At 41.7% G+C, this 14,824-nt stretch carries 15 protein-coding genes; 9 read left to right on the top strand and 6 right to left on the bottom strand.

Going from position 1 to position 14,824, the window contains the following annotated elements; all coding sequences use genetic code 11:
* Positions 1-100 precede the first annotated feature (100 nt).
* Complete coding sequence (bioB, locus tag GPK60_RS06605; protein WP_022118470.1) at positions 101-1,072, bottom strand: biotin synthase BioB; 972 nt, start codon at positions 1,070-1,072, stop codon at positions 101-103.
* 419 nt (positions 1,073-1,491) lie between these two features.
* On the opposite strand from bioB, the gene GPK60_RS06600 reads away from it, so the two are divergent.
* The 7 genes from GPK60_RS06600 (at position 1,492) to GPK60_RS06570 (ending at position 9,981) form a co-directional block, all read left to right on the top strand.
* A complete protein-coding gene (locus GPK60_RS06600) occupies positions 1,492-1,995 on the top strand; it encodes an NUDIX domain-containing protein (protein ID WP_022118468.1) in 504 nt (167 codons plus the stop codon).
* A gap of 81 nt (positions 1,996-2,076) precedes the next feature.
* Positions 2,077-5,274, top strand: a complete 3,198-nt coding sequence (locus GPK60_RS06595) for a fibronectin type III domain-containing protein (RefSeq protein WP_215659107.1) — start codon at positions 2,077-2,079, stop codon at positions 5,272-5,274.
* Between the two features lie 38 nt (positions 5,275-5,312).
* The gene (locus tag GPK60_RS06590; protein WP_215659106.1) at positions 5,313-6,659 is read left to right on the top strand and encodes an MATE family efflux transporter; all 1,347 of its coding nucleotides are present in this window, start codon (positions 5,313-5,315) and stop codon (positions 6,657-6,659) included.
* A gap of 127 nt (positions 6,660-6,786) precedes the next feature.
* Positions 6,787-7,614 carry an RNA methyltransferase gene (locus tag GPK60_RS06585; RefSeq protein ID WP_173896284.1) on the top strand — a complete coding sequence of 276 codons (828 nt, stop codon included), beginning with the start codon at positions 6,787-6,789 and terminating at the stop codon, positions 7,612-7,614.
* A 3-nt stretch (positions 7,615-7,617) separates the two neighbouring features.
* Complete coding sequence (locus GPK60_RS06580; protein ID WP_215659105.1) at positions 7,618-8,976, top strand: MATE family efflux transporter; 1,359 nt, start codon at positions 7,618-7,620, stop codon at positions 8,974-8,976.
* Entirely contained in the window at positions 8,963-9,370 is a 408-nt protein-coding gene (locus GPK60_RS06575) for a PAS domain-containing protein (RefSeq protein ID WP_022118534.1), read from the top strand. The genes GPK60_RS06580 and GPK60_RS06575 overlap by 14 nt, the downstream gene beginning before the upstream one ends.
* Positions 9,371-9,537: 167 nt before the next feature.
* Complete coding sequence (locus GPK60_RS06570) at positions 9,538-9,981, top strand: SseB family protein (protein WP_022118535.1); 444 nt, start codon at positions 9,538-9,540, stop codon at positions 9,979-9,981.
* Positions 9,982-10,265: 284 nt separating this feature from the next.
* Here the strand turns inward: GPK60_RS06570 and GPK60_RS06565 are convergent, their stop codons facing one another.
* From GPK60_RS06565 to GPK60_RS06550, 4 genes are all read right to left on the bottom strand, one after another.
* A complete protein-coding gene (locus tag GPK60_RS06565) occupies positions 10,266-10,715 on the bottom strand; it encodes a DDE-type integrase/transposase/recombinase (protein ID WP_276572161.1) in 450 nt (149 codons plus the stop codon).
* Positions 10,716-10,900: 185 nt separating this feature from the next.
* Positions 10,901-11,797, bottom strand: coding sequence for an ABC transporter permease (locus GPK60_RS06560; protein ID WP_075530917.1), 897 nt, complete (start codon positions 11,795-11,797; stop codon positions 10,901-10,903).
* Positions 11,794-12,708 carry an ABC transporter ATP-binding protein gene (locus tag GPK60_RS06555; RefSeq protein WP_070088321.1) on the bottom strand — a complete coding sequence of 305 codons (915 nt, stop codon included), beginning with the start codon at positions 12,706-12,708 and terminating at the stop codon, positions 11,794-11,796. Before GPK60_RS06555 ends, GPK60_RS06560 begins: the two co-directional genes overlap by 4 nt.
* A gap of 237 nt (positions 12,709-12,945) precedes the next feature.
* Entirely contained in the window at positions 12,946-13,326 is a 381-nt protein-coding gene (locus GPK60_RS06550) for a TnpV protein (protein WP_215659104.1), read from the bottom strand.
* A 286-nt stretch (positions 13,327-13,612) separates the two neighbouring features.
* Between GPK60_RS06550 and GPK60_RS06545 the strand changes: the two genes are divergently transcribed.
* Entirely contained in the window at positions 13,613-13,759 is a 147-nt protein-coding gene (locus GPK60_RS06545) for a hypothetical protein (protein ID WP_173867110.1), read from the top strand.
* Positions 13,760-13,865: 106 nt separating this feature from the next.
* On the opposite strand, the gene GPK60_RS06540 is transcribed toward GPK60_RS06545, so the two are convergent.
* Positions 13,866-14,219 carry a cupin domain-containing protein gene (locus GPK60_RS06540; RefSeq protein ID WP_215659103.1) on the bottom strand — a complete coding sequence of 118 codons (354 nt, stop codon included), beginning with the start codon at positions 14,217-14,219 and terminating at the stop codon, positions 13,866-13,868.
* A gap of 142 nt (positions 14,220-14,361) precedes the next feature.
* Between GPK60_RS06540 and GPK60_RS06535 the strand changes: the two genes are divergently transcribed.
* Positions 14,362-14,694, top strand: a complete 333-nt coding sequence (locus GPK60_RS06535) for a helix-turn-helix domain-containing protein (RefSeq protein ID WP_008373705.1) — start codon at positions 14,362-14,364, stop codon at positions 14,692-14,694.
* The last annotated feature ends 130 nt before the right edge of the window (positions 14,695-14,824 follow it).

Raw genomic sequence — 14,824 nt, 5'->3', positions numbered from 1 at the left:
GCGGATTGCGAATATCCGCTTGACGAATATCTCTGCAATTCGCCGGAGGCTGTATCAGACAGAGTCAGGTCACTTCATATCGGATGTAAAGTACGAAAAATCATGCAGATTCAATTTCATAAGTAAATCCGGCATCGGTGATCGTTTTGATGGTATCCTGGATGCCCTGACCGCCGGCAGTAAGATATCCGGAAGCAAAGATAGAATCCACGACACTGAGCAGTTTCTTTTCCTCTCCTTTGAAGTAGACTTCTCTGCCGGCAGCACAGCGGATGTCGGACTTCGGTACGAGCAGTCTTGCAAGGCAGAGGACTTTCATGCAATATTCCGTTGTCAGACCGGAAATATCTGCATCCCCAAGCGGTGTGCCTTTGATCGGCAGCAGAAAATTGATTGGCAGAGCCTCCGGCTGGATTTCACGCAGTTCCAGAAGCATATCCACGACGTCCTCTTTGCTTTCACCCATACCGATGATACCGCCGCTGCAGATTTCAAATCCCAGCCCCTGAAGCATGCGGATGTTTGCCACACGCTGCTCAAACGTATGAGTTGTGCAGATGTTGTGATAGTACGCACGGCTGCTGTTCAGATTGTGGTTGATGCGGTCAAGACCGGCATCCTTGAGCATTTTCGCCTGCTTTTCCGTCAGAAATCCGATAGAACAGCACAGGTGTGTTCCCTGTTCTTTCATTTTACGGATGCGGCGGGCGAGCTCTTCAATCTCGGCATCGGTAAATTTCATGCCGCTAAGGCCAATGCAGTGTCTGGATAAATGATGTTCATTTACAAAATCATTGTCGTGATAGAGCTTTTCCTCATCTACCCACTTGTATTTCTCAATATCCGCTTTGGAACGGCAGGACTGGGCACAGTAGGCACAATCCTGGGAACAGTTGCCGCTGCGGGCATTTGTCAGAATGTGAATGCTGACACGGTTGCCTTTGTATTTCCGGCGAAGTCCCTCCGCACGGGCGATCAGATCATCGAGTTTTTCATCCGGTGTATCCAGGATGGCGATGGCATCCTCACGGGAGAGGATCGGATCATCCTGATCATAAAAATTTGGGTTCATGATGTTACCTTCCTTGTAAAATTCTTGTAACAATGTAACATGAGAAAAAAAGATTGTCAACCTGAAAATCAAAAAGGTTGACAATTAAAAAACAAAACTTGAAAGATTCTTTTTATATGCTACTTGCATGAGTGTGGGTAAAATGTTATCTTAATCGGAGAAAACTTCAACATCTGCTGGCAAGTGCGGAGCTTCCCTCAGAACATCCGCTGGAAGAGCAGATAAAAAACAGTGTAAAAAAGAAAATCTCTGTGGAACAAAAAATGTTCCGTAGAGATTTTTTATGTTTGCAAAGCTTACGATGCAATGCTATCATAAAAGAGACAGGAGAGGCATTCTTGAACATGCAATGCATAGCATACATCTTGCAGCAAGAATACTGGAAGAATGTTTCAACAAAACAGCAGGAGATAAAACAAATGGAATTATGGGATATATACGATAAAAATAAAAAACCGACCGGACGCACGATGAAACGAAACGACTGGCACTTAAAAGACGGAGAATATCATCTGACAGTGCTTGGCGTTGTGGCAAGAGAAGACGGCACTTTTCTGATCACAAAGCGTGTGATGACAAAAGCATGGGCACCTGGCTGGTGGGAAGTATCCGGAGGTGCAGCACAGGCCGGAGAAGCTTCTTACGATGCCGTTCTGCGTGAAGTAAAAGAAGAGACCGGGCTTGATGTAAGCAATGCCCAGGGCGGTTATCTGTTCACTTATAAAAGAGAAAACCCGGGCGAAGGGGACAATTATTTTGTGGATGTCTATCGTTTTGTGATGGATATTTCAGATGAAGATCTGAAACTTCAAACAGAAGAGACGGATGGATATATGTTTGCGACGAAAGAGCAGATCGAAGCATTTGCGGCAGAAGGAAAATTCCTGCATTATGACAGTATTAAGCAGGCTTTTGAATTTTGACAACCGACCTTGCAGAATACAGACAGGCTGATTTGGATCCTTATAATGAATGCAGAATGATGGATGCAGAAAGGAGAAAAAATGAAAAAGATTATAGTACTTTTGATGGCAGCGGCACTGGTGGTTCCGGGGCAGAGTCTGGCGGGTGCAGCAAAGATGGCTGTCGTAAATGCACAGGAGCAGGAGACGAAAGCAGTTGAGCTTCAGAGTGAATATTTCAATATGGCAAGCAGTTATGAGAAGGTTGTGTACAGCAAAGCAGATCATGGCTTTTATCTGGTAAAAAAAGGTGATCCTTTTTATTCAAATCAGCAGAAATTTGAAGTTTCTTTTTATGATATTGACAGCAATTCTTATGAGCAGAAAACGACCATTTTACGGGCAGAAGACAGTTTTGTGAATGACGAAGGAATCTATTATATAAAAACAGAAAACAAAAGGCTGGCAAATGCCATTGAACAAAATGGGAAAACGTATACGTATGACTGCAATGCCACGCTGTATGAATATGTTTTTGAAACAGGGGAAACAAAAGAAATCACGCTGGACAGCATGAAAAGCACCGCGAATTTCTCAGGGTTTATCAATGCACTTGGCGTAGATAAAAAGGGAAGAATCTATGTGGCCAATGCCAGCGATGATCTTTGCCTGTACGACAGCACCGGAAAATCTCTGGCAACAGCACCGTATGAAGGAAGCATTTTACAGTTTTACGGATTTGATACGGTCAGCGGCAATTTTTATTACAGAGGAACTTATAACTGGAGATACTGGGGATATGATCATGACATGGCGTCTTTAATGGCAGGAAATGTCGGTGAGGACAATACACTTCATCTGCCGGAGGCAAATCTGATGATGCTGTATCAGTCTTATTTCTATGAGAGAAATAAACCGGCAGAGATGTTAAATGATAAATATCTGGCAGTGCTCAATACCTTCCAGAGTCCGAACGCCATTACGATTCTGGATTCCAACAGCTATGATTACAACGATCACACGGAGCAGAGTACGGTGATCAATATAATTGACAGCAGTGTTTCGGTTTCTTCTCTGAATATTGCAGACAAAGATGCGATCAAATTTGTGGCACTTGCGGGAAAATCAACCTACAAAAATAATTTTGATGTCAGCAGTTACGGAACCAGATGTGCTTTGAGTGAAGATGAAAAGAGCATTTATGTCAAGACAGATACAAACACGCTCACGCAGTACTCCATGGAAGATGGAAAGAAAAAAGTGGACATCGTTACCGAGCATCCGGTCTACAGTTTCTGGGTGGATGGTGATATATGCCGTGTTGTAGAAAAAGAAGAGGATCAGTTTTATCTTGAAACATTGGATCTGAAAATCCCGACAACTTTTGAAGTGCAGGCACCAGAGTCCATGAAGGTATCTGAGAGCGACAAGCTGATCTGTACAACAGAAGGTTCCTGCAAAATGGATTACACTTATGAATCCTCGGATCCGAACATAGTAAGTGTGGATGAAACAGGAGGTCTCAATGCCTGGAAAGCAGGAACAGCGACCATCATGATCACAGCAGAAACGATAGGCGTTACAAAACAGGTCACGATCACGGTGGATGGTTCACAGTACGAAGATGCAGAAGTGTTTTCAAAGGTAAACCTGGAGGGAGCAGCATCCGACAACATTCATCTGCCGCATTATTCTTCTTATTATGGAAGTACCACGAAGTCTTATCTGGCACAGACAGCAGACGGCGGATATCAGCGTGCAGAATATATCAATGATAAGATCGTGGTTGAGACTTATGACAGCAAACTAAATCTGGTTTCTTCTGAAAATGTTGCGGCAGAACTTCCGATTTTTGGTGGGATCTATATTGGCGAAAATTATAATTATGCAGTTTTTGGACAGATGAACAAAGAAGAATCGGATGAGTGTGAAGTATTCCGTTTCGTGAAATATGATAAAAACTGGAATCGCCTTGCACAGTGCAGTGTTAAAGGAGCCAATACCTACATTCCATTTGATGCTGGCGGTCTCAGCATGACAGAAGCAGACGGCAAACTTTATATCCACACCTGCCACGAAATGTATCAGTCGGACGACGGATATCATCATCAGGCAAACTGCAGTTTTGTGGTCAATGAAGAAGATATGACACTTGTGGATTCTTATACAGGAGTCATGAATCTGGGAGAAGGTTATGTCAGCCATTCTTTCATGCAGCTGATCAGAACGGACGGAGAATACATTTACCGTGTGGATCTCGGAGATGCTTATCCAAGAGGCATTGCATTTACCATGACCAAGACCGGTGACAAACTGCAAGATCCGAGTCTGTACGGCAGTCTTTTCACAATCGATGGAAATACAGGCTATAATTATACTGGATATTCTCTGACTGGTCTGGAACTGTCAGAAGAATATTATCTAGTTGTAGGCCTTGGTGTCGAAAAACTGAATGATGATCAGAAAAATATATTTATAAGCGGTTCAAGAAAAGCGGCACCTTCCGGAAACAGAACCTGGATCACCAACTATGCAAATGGTGCAGACGTTGATGTTACCACGCCAAAACTGGTTAAGATCACGAAAAATCAGTTCCTGCTGATGTGGGAAGAAAAAGCATCCGGAAAACAGAATTACACCACAAAAATGATGCTGATGAATGCAGACGGAAGCAGGACAAGTAAGGTATATTCCGCACCGCTTGCCCTGTCAGAATGTCAGCCGATCTGTGATACAGACGGAAACGTCGTATGGTATGTCACAGACAACGGCAAACCGGTGATGATCAAGATCAATCCATACTGCCTTGAAGAGGTAAGCAAAGAAACCGGCGGAAGTCTGGAAGAGAATACCGGCGGAAACAATGGTGGAAATACCGGAGATAATAACGGCGGAAATACCGGAGGCAATACCGGCGGAAACACCGGAGGTAATATTTCCTGGGGTGATGGTGATATCGACTGGGATTGGGGATTTGATCCAAAACCGGACAATTCAGACACAGATAAAACAGAGAATACTCAGACAAAGCCGCAGCAGACGATAAAAGTCGGCAAGCCAAAGATTAGCTTAAAGAGATCTAAAACGAAGATTCAGGTTCAGTTTAAAAAAGTAAAAAATGCGAAGAAATATCAGATTCAGTATGCGACCAACAAGAAATTTAAAAAAGCAAAATCCAAAACGACCACAAAACTGAAATATACGATCAAAGGATTAAAGAAAAATAAGAAATACTATGTTCGTGTGCGTGGTGTAAACGGAACAACAAAAGGAAGATGGTCCGCAGTAAAAAAGAAATGACAAAGTAATATGAGCAGTAAAGAAGGAAGGTTTTTGTTTTGAAAAACAGTAAATATGAAATTGATATGTGCAATGGAAGTATCATGGACAAATTAATTTCGTTTTCACTCCCGCTGATGTTATCCGGTATTCTGCAGCTGATGTTCAATGCAGTGGACATCATCGTAGTGGGAAGATTCAGTGGGAAACAGGCATTGGCGGCGGTTGGTTCAACCACCGCCCTGATCAATGTTTTTACCAATCTTTTTATCGGTATTTCGCTTGGGGCAAATGTACTGGCGGCAAGGTTTTATGCGATGGGCAAATCAAAAGAAATGTCGGAAACAGTACATACTTCGATCACGCTGGCGATGGTCAGCGGTGTGATCATGGCATTTGTCGGTGTTCTGTTTGCGAGAGGTGCACTGGAATTGATGGGAACGCCGGATGATGTCATTGATCAGTCTACGCTGTATATGCGGATTTATTTTATGGGCATGCCGTTTTTTATGCTCTATAACTACGGGGCGGCGATCCTTCGAGCAATCGGAGATACGAAGCGGCCGCTTCTTTTTCTGATCATCTCCGGACTGATCAACGCAGCATTGAATATGCTGCTCGTTATTTACTGTCACATGGCAGTGGAAGGCGTTGCGATCGCTACGGTGATCTCACAGCTGATCTCCTGCATCCTGGTATTATGGTGCTTGTATAAATCGGAAGGCAGCTACCAGCTCCGTTTTTCAAAACTGCAGATCAAAGGCGTTTATCTGAAGCAGATTTTTCAGGTCGGAATCCCGGCAGGGATCCAGAGCATGATCATCAATTTTTCTAACGTACTTTTGCAGTCATCGGTCAATTCCTTTGGTTCTACCGCCATGGCAGGTTATACGGCGGCCAATAATATACTGGGATTTCTCTATGCGGCAGTCAATTCGATCACGCAGGCATGCATGAGTTTCACAAGCCAGAATTATGGTGTCGGCAAATACAAACGTATGGATAAAGTGTTGATCGACTGCCTGATCCTGACGGTTGTTGTTGCCGGAGTGCTTGGATGCGGTTCTTATCTTCTCGGACCGGAGATTCTTCGGATCTACACAGAAGAAGAGAAAGTTATCCGCTGCGGAATGGAAATTTTATCGATCACGACTGTGCCGTATTTTTTGTGCGGTATCATGGATCTGTTTCCGGGAGCACTCAGAGGCATGGGCTATTCTGCCGTACCGATGATTCTTTCGATTATCGGTACCGTAGGTATGCGAGTGGTATGGATTTTTGGAATCTTTCCGCATTATCGTTCTTTGTATGTGCTGTTTATTTCGTATCCGGGTTCCTGGCTGTTCACGATCATTATGCAGGTGATCTGCTTTTATTTTGTAAGGAAAAAGATACATCAGATGTGAGAAAACTCCCATCTGATATAGCCTCCGGCAGATTGCAGAGGTGCACAGAAGAATATATCATGCGATCCATGACGTGCACCCCGCAGCAAGAATATCGGAGCCATTCTTGATAAAGGAGACCGCAAAATTGTCAGATATCATAGAAATTACGGATTTTGAAGATCCGAAACTGGACGTATATGCAAGAATAAAAGAAATCCAGCTTTTAAATCGTGCAAATCCAGAAGACGGGATTTTTATTGCAGAAAGCCCGAAAGTAGTGGAGCGGGCACTGGATGCGGGGTACGAGCCGATTTCTATTCTGGTGGAAAAGAAACACGTCGAAGGAGAAGCAAAACAGATCATAAAACGTTGCGGGCAGATCCCGGTGTATACGGCAGAATTTGATGTGCTCACAAAGATCACCGGTTTTAAACTGACGCGTGGCATGCTCTGTGCGATGCATCGCCGGAAACTTCCGTCCATGAGGGAAATCTGTGAAAATGCAAAACGCATTGCGGTGCTGGAAGAAGTGGTCAATCCGACGAATATCGGGGCGATTTTTCGCTCAGCGGCAGCAATGCACATGGATGCGGTTCTGCTGACACCGGCATGCAGCAATCCACTTTACCGGCGGGCGATCCGCGTCAGTATGGGGACAGTTTTCCAGATTCCGTGGACTTTTGTGGATAACTCCGTTTCCTGGCCGGAAGGAGGGATTCAGCTTTTACACAAAATGGGATTTAAAATGGCGGCACTTGCCTTAAGCGGTGATTCGATCCGCATCGATGATCCGATTTTGCAGAAAGAAGAAAAGCTTGCTATCCTCCTTGGAACAGAAGGAGACGGTCTGACATCCCGGACGATCGCAGACTGCGATTACACCGTCAAAATACCAATGTCGCATGGCGTGGATTCTTTAAATGTGGCAGCTGCAAGTGCCGTAGCATTCTGGCAGCTGAGAAAAGAAAAGTAAGAAATGGGAAAACAGAGGAAAACAAAAAATATAGATCTAACGGTCGGAAACATCACCTCGAGCCTGTGGAAATTTGCGGTTCCGCTGATGCTTGGAAATGTGCTTCAGCAGCTCTACAACCTGGTCGATACCTGGGTGGTCGGTCATTATATCGGAGATAATGCACTGGCAGCCGTCGGTTCGTCTTACACGTTAATGACCTTCTTGACATCGATCGTCATCGGGCTTTGTCTTGGAAGCAGTGCATTTTTATCGATGGCTTATGGCAAAAAAAATCAGGATCTGATCCGAAACGGTATTTTTATTTCTGCGGTTATGATCGGCTCACTGGCGGTGATCCTGACCGGGATCATTTATATCTGGATGAATCCGATGATCCGTCTGCTTCAGGTGCCGCAGGAAACGACAGCGGCGATGCGGGAATATCTTTTTTATGTCTTTATCGGATTTTTTGCCACTTTTTTATATAATTATGTTGCAAACGTACTGCGTGGAATCGGAAATTCCGTCACACCGCTTTTTTTCCTTGGAATTTCCGTGATCTTAAATATTTTTCTGGATTTATACTTTGTGCTGGTTCTGCACATGGGGATCAAAGGTGCGGCCGTTGCGACCGTGATCGCACAGTATGTTTCCGGAGTCGGTATTCTGCTGTATTTTCTGATGCGTTATCCGGAATACCATATCAGCAGAAAAGATATGAAATGGAACCGTGAAAACTTAAAACAGATCATGTCACTTTCCGGTTTTACCTGTCTGCAGCAGTCCGTGATGAATTTCGGTATTCTGGTCGTGCAGGGAATTGTCAACAGCTTCGGAGCGACCGTTATGGCAGCATTTGCCGTGGCAGTCAAGATCGACACGATCGCATATATGCCGGTCGGTGATTTCGGAAATGCATTTTCCGTCTTTGTAGCCCAGAACTACGGAGCCGGAAAGAAAGAACGTATCCGTCAGGGGATCCGCCAGTCAGTGATCAGCGTGATCCTGTTCTGCATTGTGATCAGCTGCGGTGTCTTTGTTCTGGCACAGCCGCTGATGCAGCTGTTTGTTTCCGAGACGAGCAGGGAGATTATTGCAGTCGGCGTGCAGTATTTAAGAATCGAAGGAGCCTGTTATATCGGAATTGGCATTTTGTTTATGCTCTATGGCTATTACCGTGCTGTGAACCGCCCGAACATGTCGGTGGTGCTCACGGTCATTTCCCTTGGAACAAGAGTGCTGCTGTCTTACACCCTCTCCAAAATCTCGTGGCTTGGTGTGACAGGAATCTGGGTATCCATTCCGATCGGATGGTTCCTTGCGGATGCGGTGGGGATTCTGGTGTATCTGCGTAGCAGGAGATTGGATGAGAAAGGATGATATTATGGAATTAGGGGCATATTTTAAAAGTATTATCGATCAGGATCGTGCAGCTGTTGTGATCTGCAGCCTGGATCACAAAATCATTTATATGAATCCGGCGGCAGCTGCCAATTATCATAAGTATGGCGGAGCAGAACTGCTTGGCAAAAGCCTTCTGGACTGCCACGGGGCACATTCCAACGAAAGAATCAAAGAAGTCGTTGCATGGTTTGCCAAAAGCGAAGAAAACAATCTCATATATACATCTCATAATGAAAAACAGAACAAAGATGTATATATGGTGGCACTTCGTGATGCAGATAAAAAACTGATCGGATATTATGAGAAACATGAATATCGCAATAAAGAAAACATGGAAAAGTATCATATGACTTCAAAGTCAGAAGTCTGAAAATGCAGGAATTGCAGGCAGAATATATCAAATGTAAGATGACTTCCGCCTCCGTAGACGGCGAGTAACAAGTTTGTATCAGTGACGGGATTCAATCGCCTATCTGATTTGATATAAGCATTGGTGGATTGCGAATATCCGCTTGGCACAGATGAAAAGAGGAATATATGGCAGATCATAAAAATAAAAAACAGAACGAAACAGTCGATGCCGGACTGTGTGGAAACGAAAAAATAGAAGAAGCCATCGCGGCACTTCAGCAGGAACCGACACAGGAAATGCTGGCACATACCCTGACGGTAATCCGCAGGCGTATGCAGGAAAACGGACAGTTTATCGTGGCAGTAGAACCGCCGACCGGAGACGGTCAGATCCGGGTGCAGGCGATAAAGACCGCTGACGGAAAAGCGTGGTGGGCAGCATTTACAAGCTTTGAAGAAGAATTAAAAGGCGGCGGAAGCGTAAAATCCACCTTCCTGGCAAATATCGATAAATTGTTTGCATCCGCTCTGACCGTACCGGAAATCGCAGGAGTCATCATCAATCCATGGAACAGGACGATCCAGCTGGATAAAAACCTGATCCAGATCATAGAAGGTGCGAAAAGATAACCGGATGACAAGATTAAGAGCTGCAGAATGGTTTCTGTGGGAGTGTAAAATAAAGTGTGTAAGTTGAGAAAATAAAATTTCAAAGCTTACGCACTTTGTTTTACACTCCCCAACTTCCAATTTTCATTTTTTCAAATTGCTCATAAAGCCAGAAATTGCAGATATGAGCCAACCCAATCCAATAACAATTAAAGCAATTTTCCATCCTATACCATTATCAAATACAAAGATATGGTCCTATGTCAAGATTTAGTACAAGTTAAAATGAGAAATTTCTCCCCATTTTAACCTGCCAGAAGCTCAGCCTCAGTGTGCGTTCTTTCATACACTCGTTCGAATTCGTTTGGCGACATATAGTTGCAATGGCTATGAATTCGTTTCGTATTGTAGAAAGCTTCCAGATATTCAAAAATCAACTGGTATGCCTGCTTATAGTCGCGAATTTTAAAGTGATTGAGCCATTCACGTTTGATAATAGAATGAAAGGATTCAATGCATGCATTATCCCACGGAAAAGCTTTCTTCGAATAACTGTGCTGCATATTTTCGGTTGCTTTTTTATATTCCTTTGCAACATATTGGCTGCCACGATCCGAATGGATAATTAATGGTTGATCGATATTTCGGCGAGCTTTGGCTTTGTTTATAGTATCAATCACGCAAGATACTTCCAGTGTTTCTGAAAGCGTCCAGGCTATGATTTTTCTGGAAAATAAATCCATAACACTGGTCAGATAGACAAATTCTCATTTTGGCTTGTACTATTTATATTCTAGCACCAACAGGAACGCAACAAGCAGAAACTGCCGCAAAGACAGCATAAAAAATCCATTGACAGAGATAGCCGATAGACATTGAAAAACCGCCGTTATGGAGTTACCCATAGCGGCGGCATACATAATCATTTGCAGCTACAAAATTAACAGTTATATTTTTTTGATTTGTTTAACAAAATATAAATTCCAATCAATACCAAAATAGTGATTCCAAGTATCATATACATCGTTCCGATATTTACTTGACTTCCGAAAAAATAAAGATTGCAATCAAGGGAATCTTTTAGTTTTTCAATAACCTCTGTTGGAATACCTTGATTTTGCATTTCGGCAAGTGCCCCTTGCATTGTATGATTTCGGATAAGTGATGTACCATAAGTACCCGGCAAAAATGAGATTATTTTTTGCAGCCCTTCTCCAAATGAAGAAATAGGCATATATGCACCACAAATGAAACCATATCCCGCACTGATGATTGTGCCTACCGCTGAAATTTGTCCTTGTGTTGATAAGAAAAAATTAATAATCGAAGATAATGCTGTTCCAAACAAAACAAGGAGTAAAATATCAAGAAACAAAAAGAATATATCTGCGAGCGACATATACCAACCGACAATAGCTACATAAGTAAGACAGATACCCGTTGCAGCAAAGCAAATAATAAGTGTTGAAAGCAAGGTTGCAACATAATAACTCAACGAAAGTGTAGCTGACTTTACAGGAGATATTCTTAAATCTCTTATCGTACCATTTGCTTTATCTTGCACCATTAAAAAATTAGAACAAAAAGCAACCGTTACACACGAAACAGCAAGAATAGATGAGATAAGTTGACCGCCTACCAGTCCCTCTATTATGCTTTCTGATAGTTTTAACGAATTAGGTAAATTAGATGTAAAACTATCCCGATACACATTCCCAAGAAAAGTCACATAAAGTACAAGCAATATAGCAGGCGTTATCAAAGAGGTAAAGAACATTCCCTTATCTTTGAAAAACAATTTGATATTTCTTTTGATAAGAATGAAAGCCATACTCATTTTTCTGCACCTCCCACCAATGTTTTGCCCGTAACAGCAAGAAAAACATCGTCCATTTTTCCTTTTGTTATTTCGTAATCATTAAACAACTGCGGATTACGAATAATCAATTCAGTTGCAGCCTTTGTATTCGGTACAGAAAGGCGATAACCGTTTCGGATTTGCTCATATTCCACATCAAGTGCTTTAATATCCTTTTCATCCACATCATAAATTGTGATGTAATCCCCAGTATAAATATTTTTTAATTCAAGCGGAGTACCCTCTGCGGATATTTTCCCATCATCAATGATTACAACATAATCAGCTTCCGCAGCTTCTTCCATATAGTGCGTAGTTAAAAATACAGTCATATTTTCATCTTTGCGAAAACTTGATATAACATTCCAAATAAGTCGGCGTGTCTGTGGATCAAGCCCTGTTGTCGGCTCATCAAGAATAAGGATTTTAGGCTTATGAAACAAAGCCCTTGCAATATCAATTCTTCGGCGTTGTCCTCCTGATAATTTACCAACGGTGCGTTTCAATAAGTTTTCAAAATCTAATATTTTCGCCAATTCCTCAAGTCGTTTCTTAAACTCCATTCCAGTAATGCCATATAAAGCGGCACGACTTTCCAAATTATCATAAACAGAAAGGGCAGAATCCAAGACAGATGATTGAAAAACTACACCCAGTTCACGCTTAATATAGTCCATATCCTTATCTAAATCGTGTTTATCAATAAAAACGCTTCCACTGTCTTTCGATAGTTGTCCGCACATAATATTGATTGTAGTTGATTTTCCTGCCCCATTGATACCAAGAAAGGCAAACAACTCTCCTTTTTTTACACGAAAACTCAAATTCTGAACAGCGTTTACACTTCCAAAACTTTTATTAAGATTATTGATTTGAATAATATTGCTCATTCAATTTCCCCCTGTATAATCGGTTTTTATCTCGCATAGAGAGCAATCAATATAATCTTTTCCTGTTCTAATCGAACTCCAAATTAGTAGATGCAGTGCGATACTGTAAATTAAATTTATTATAGCATAATGAATTACCAAAGTCATTATGAAAGAGAACACATCGAATCATAATTGTGGCAGGCAAAGTTTTAATTTTTGACTGCCACAATTTTAATATTCTATATATTACATTTTTTACTTATAGATAATATCGGCATATATAATTTCTCGTGCTCTTGTCTGTATCTCATTCATTCGACCAACCCACAACATCGGTTTTTCTACTTTAAGTTGTTCGGTCACGCCCTCCTTGTCAGCCATTTGCTCGACCAATCGAAATATCATTTCCGTTGCCTGTTCGTCAATATCAGTAAGGTAACAGTTTAATTTTCCGCTTGTGAGAAACGTGATGTAAACTGCCCGTTTATGTTCCTGTAAATAGCGTTTGTGTCGCTGCCCCCATAAGCCGATAGGCTTGTGTTCTTTTTCGGTTGGTGAAATAAGGCAAGGAATATAATAATCCCCCTGCAATTCATACCAAAGACCATTGCTTTCATCATAAATATACTTGTCCATTAAAAAATCCTCCATTATAATATATTTGCACATATGTCATAGTTCTCCGATTGCCACACTCTGTTATATCTTGTTATGAGATTTTCTTGCCCTTGATTTTGCCCTTATAAGTAGGCAGGGAAAGAGTAAACTTGTGTGAAATCATATAAAAGGATAAGGCGAACACATTGCGATAAATCCTTTATTTTCAAGGCTTTTGGAGGATTTTATTGATAACCTATGGAGAGCAATAATCACTCATAATTTTATGGTTTTCAAATTCCAGTTTGTAACGAAGGTATTTGCGATGAAAGGAATTAAGATTGAGTTATTGGGGATTGCAATAATACCTTTAGGAATTGCTGTGACAACAAATAATTTTGGGGGATATGTCCTAGGTGTTCTTGGATTTGGCATCGCTGTAGTTGGATGTTTTCGAAAAGATAATCACTGATAACTTCTTGTTTGAAAAATTGAGAAAACGTAATATTGAACAAAAAAGAAATGCACAGTTCTTAGCTTATCGTGAACTGTGCATTTTTGTAAATAAATACTTTTAATTAGCCGATTACGGCATCCTCTGCTGTAAAATGTTCCAGAGAATTTTCTTTTACCTGAATGCAGATATAAGTAATTCCAGAAATATCGGATGCAAAAAACTGACGCTTTGCAGCAGGTGCGATTTTTAGCCAGTCTCCAGTTGAAAGGCTAATTTCTTCTCCATCAATTATGGCGTTGCCGTTACCTGAAAGAATTCCATAGATTTCTTCATTTTCTTTATGAGAATGAACAAATGGGACATTTGCTCCTGCAGGTAGTTCGTTTAAACTGATTTCTGCACCTGTTAAAGACAACTTTTCATGCAGCTCAATTCGGTTCTCCTTTCCAATAGTTGTTTTTGTGTAATTTGCCATAATAATACCTCCATAGTTAATTTGTAGTTTCTGGTTGCTTGGTATTAGTATAGTGTGAGACACATATAAAAACAAGTACGCACCTTTTTGTAACTGTACACTCAAAAATGAATGTGTTACAATAGACTCGGAGGTGAGAATTATGCGAGCAAAAGAAGAATTACCGGAATGCCCAGTTGCAACAGCAGTATCTCTTATCGGAGGAAAATGGAAACTGCTGATTTTGCGTAACTTGAAAGAGCGTCCATGGAGATTCAATGAGCTACAACGAAGTATAGATGGTATTTCACAAAAGGTTTTGACAGATAGTTTAAGACAAATGATGAGTGATGGGCTGGCATATCGCCACGATTACCATGAGCAGCCACCGAGAGTTGAATACGGCTTAACGGAACTCGGAACAAAAATGCTTCCAATTGTTAATTCACTTGCTGACTTTGGTAACTACTATAAATCAATTATTGAACAGAATTAAGGACGTTAGTATTTGAAATAAAGCTACCGCAATCCCACTGGCTTTAGACAGTGGGTTAAGGTAGCCAAAAATCAGAAATTATAGTATATTCATGGCATGGGAACCTGGAAATCTAAAAACAGACACAAAT

It is taken from the genome of Ruminococcus sp. MCC718 (genome assembly GCF_018783905.1).
In the GTDB taxonomy this organism is placed as follows: Bacteria; Bacillota; Clostridia; order Lachnospirales; family Lachnospiraceae; genus Hominisplanchenecus; species Hominisplanchenecus faecis.
This window is presented reverse-complemented; position numbering and strand designations above follow the sequence as displayed.

Bases quoted from the DNA above. Each gene is read 5' to 3' on its own strand.
- GPK60_RS06555 (WP_070088321.1), bottom strand. From the start codon at position 12,708: ATGAGCAATATTATTCAAATCAATAATCTTAATAAAAGTTTTGGAAGT.
- GPK60_RS06575 (WP_022118534.1), top strand. From the start codon at position 8,963: ATGAGAAAGGATGATATTATGGAATTAGGGGCATATTTTAAAAGTATT.
- GPK60_RS06580 (WP_215659105.1), top strand. From the start codon at position 7,618: ATGGGAAAACAGAGGAAAACAAAAAATATAGATCTAACGGTCGGAAAC.
- GPK60_RS06545 (WP_173867110.1), top strand. From the start codon at position 13,613: ATGAAAGGAATTAAGATTGAGTTATTGGGGATTGCAATAATACCTTTA.
- GPK60_RS06535 (WP_008373705.1), top strand. From the start codon at position 14,362: ATGCGAGCAAAAGAAGAATTACCGGAATGCCCAGTTGCAACAGCAGTA.
- GPK60_RS06600 (WP_022118468.1), top strand. From the start codon at position 1,492: ATGGAATTATGGGATATATACGATAAAAATAAAAAACCGACCGGACGC.
- GPK60_RS06540 (WP_215659103.1), bottom strand. From the start codon at position 14,219: ATGGCAAATTACACAAAAACAACTATTGGAAAGGAGAACCGAATTGAG.
- GPK60_RS06550 (WP_215659104.1), bottom strand. From the start codon at position 13,326: ATGGACAAGTATATTTATGATGAAAGCAATGGTCTTTGGTATGAATTG.
- bioB (WP_022118470.1), bottom strand. From the start codon at position 1,072: ATGAACCCAAATTTTTATGATCAGGATGATCCGATCCTCTCCCGTGAG.
- GPK60_RS06595 (WP_215659107.1), top strand. From the start codon at position 2,077: ATGAAAAAGATTATAGTACTTTTGATGGCAGCGGCACTGGTGGTTCCG.
- GPK60_RS06560 (WP_075530917.1), bottom strand. From the start codon at position 11,797: ATGAGTATGGCTTTCATTCTTATCAAAAGAAATATCAAATTGTTTTTC.
- GPK60_RS06570 (WP_022118535.1), top strand. From the start codon at position 9,538: ATGGCAGATCATAAAAATAAAAAACAGAACGAAACAGTCGATGCCGGA.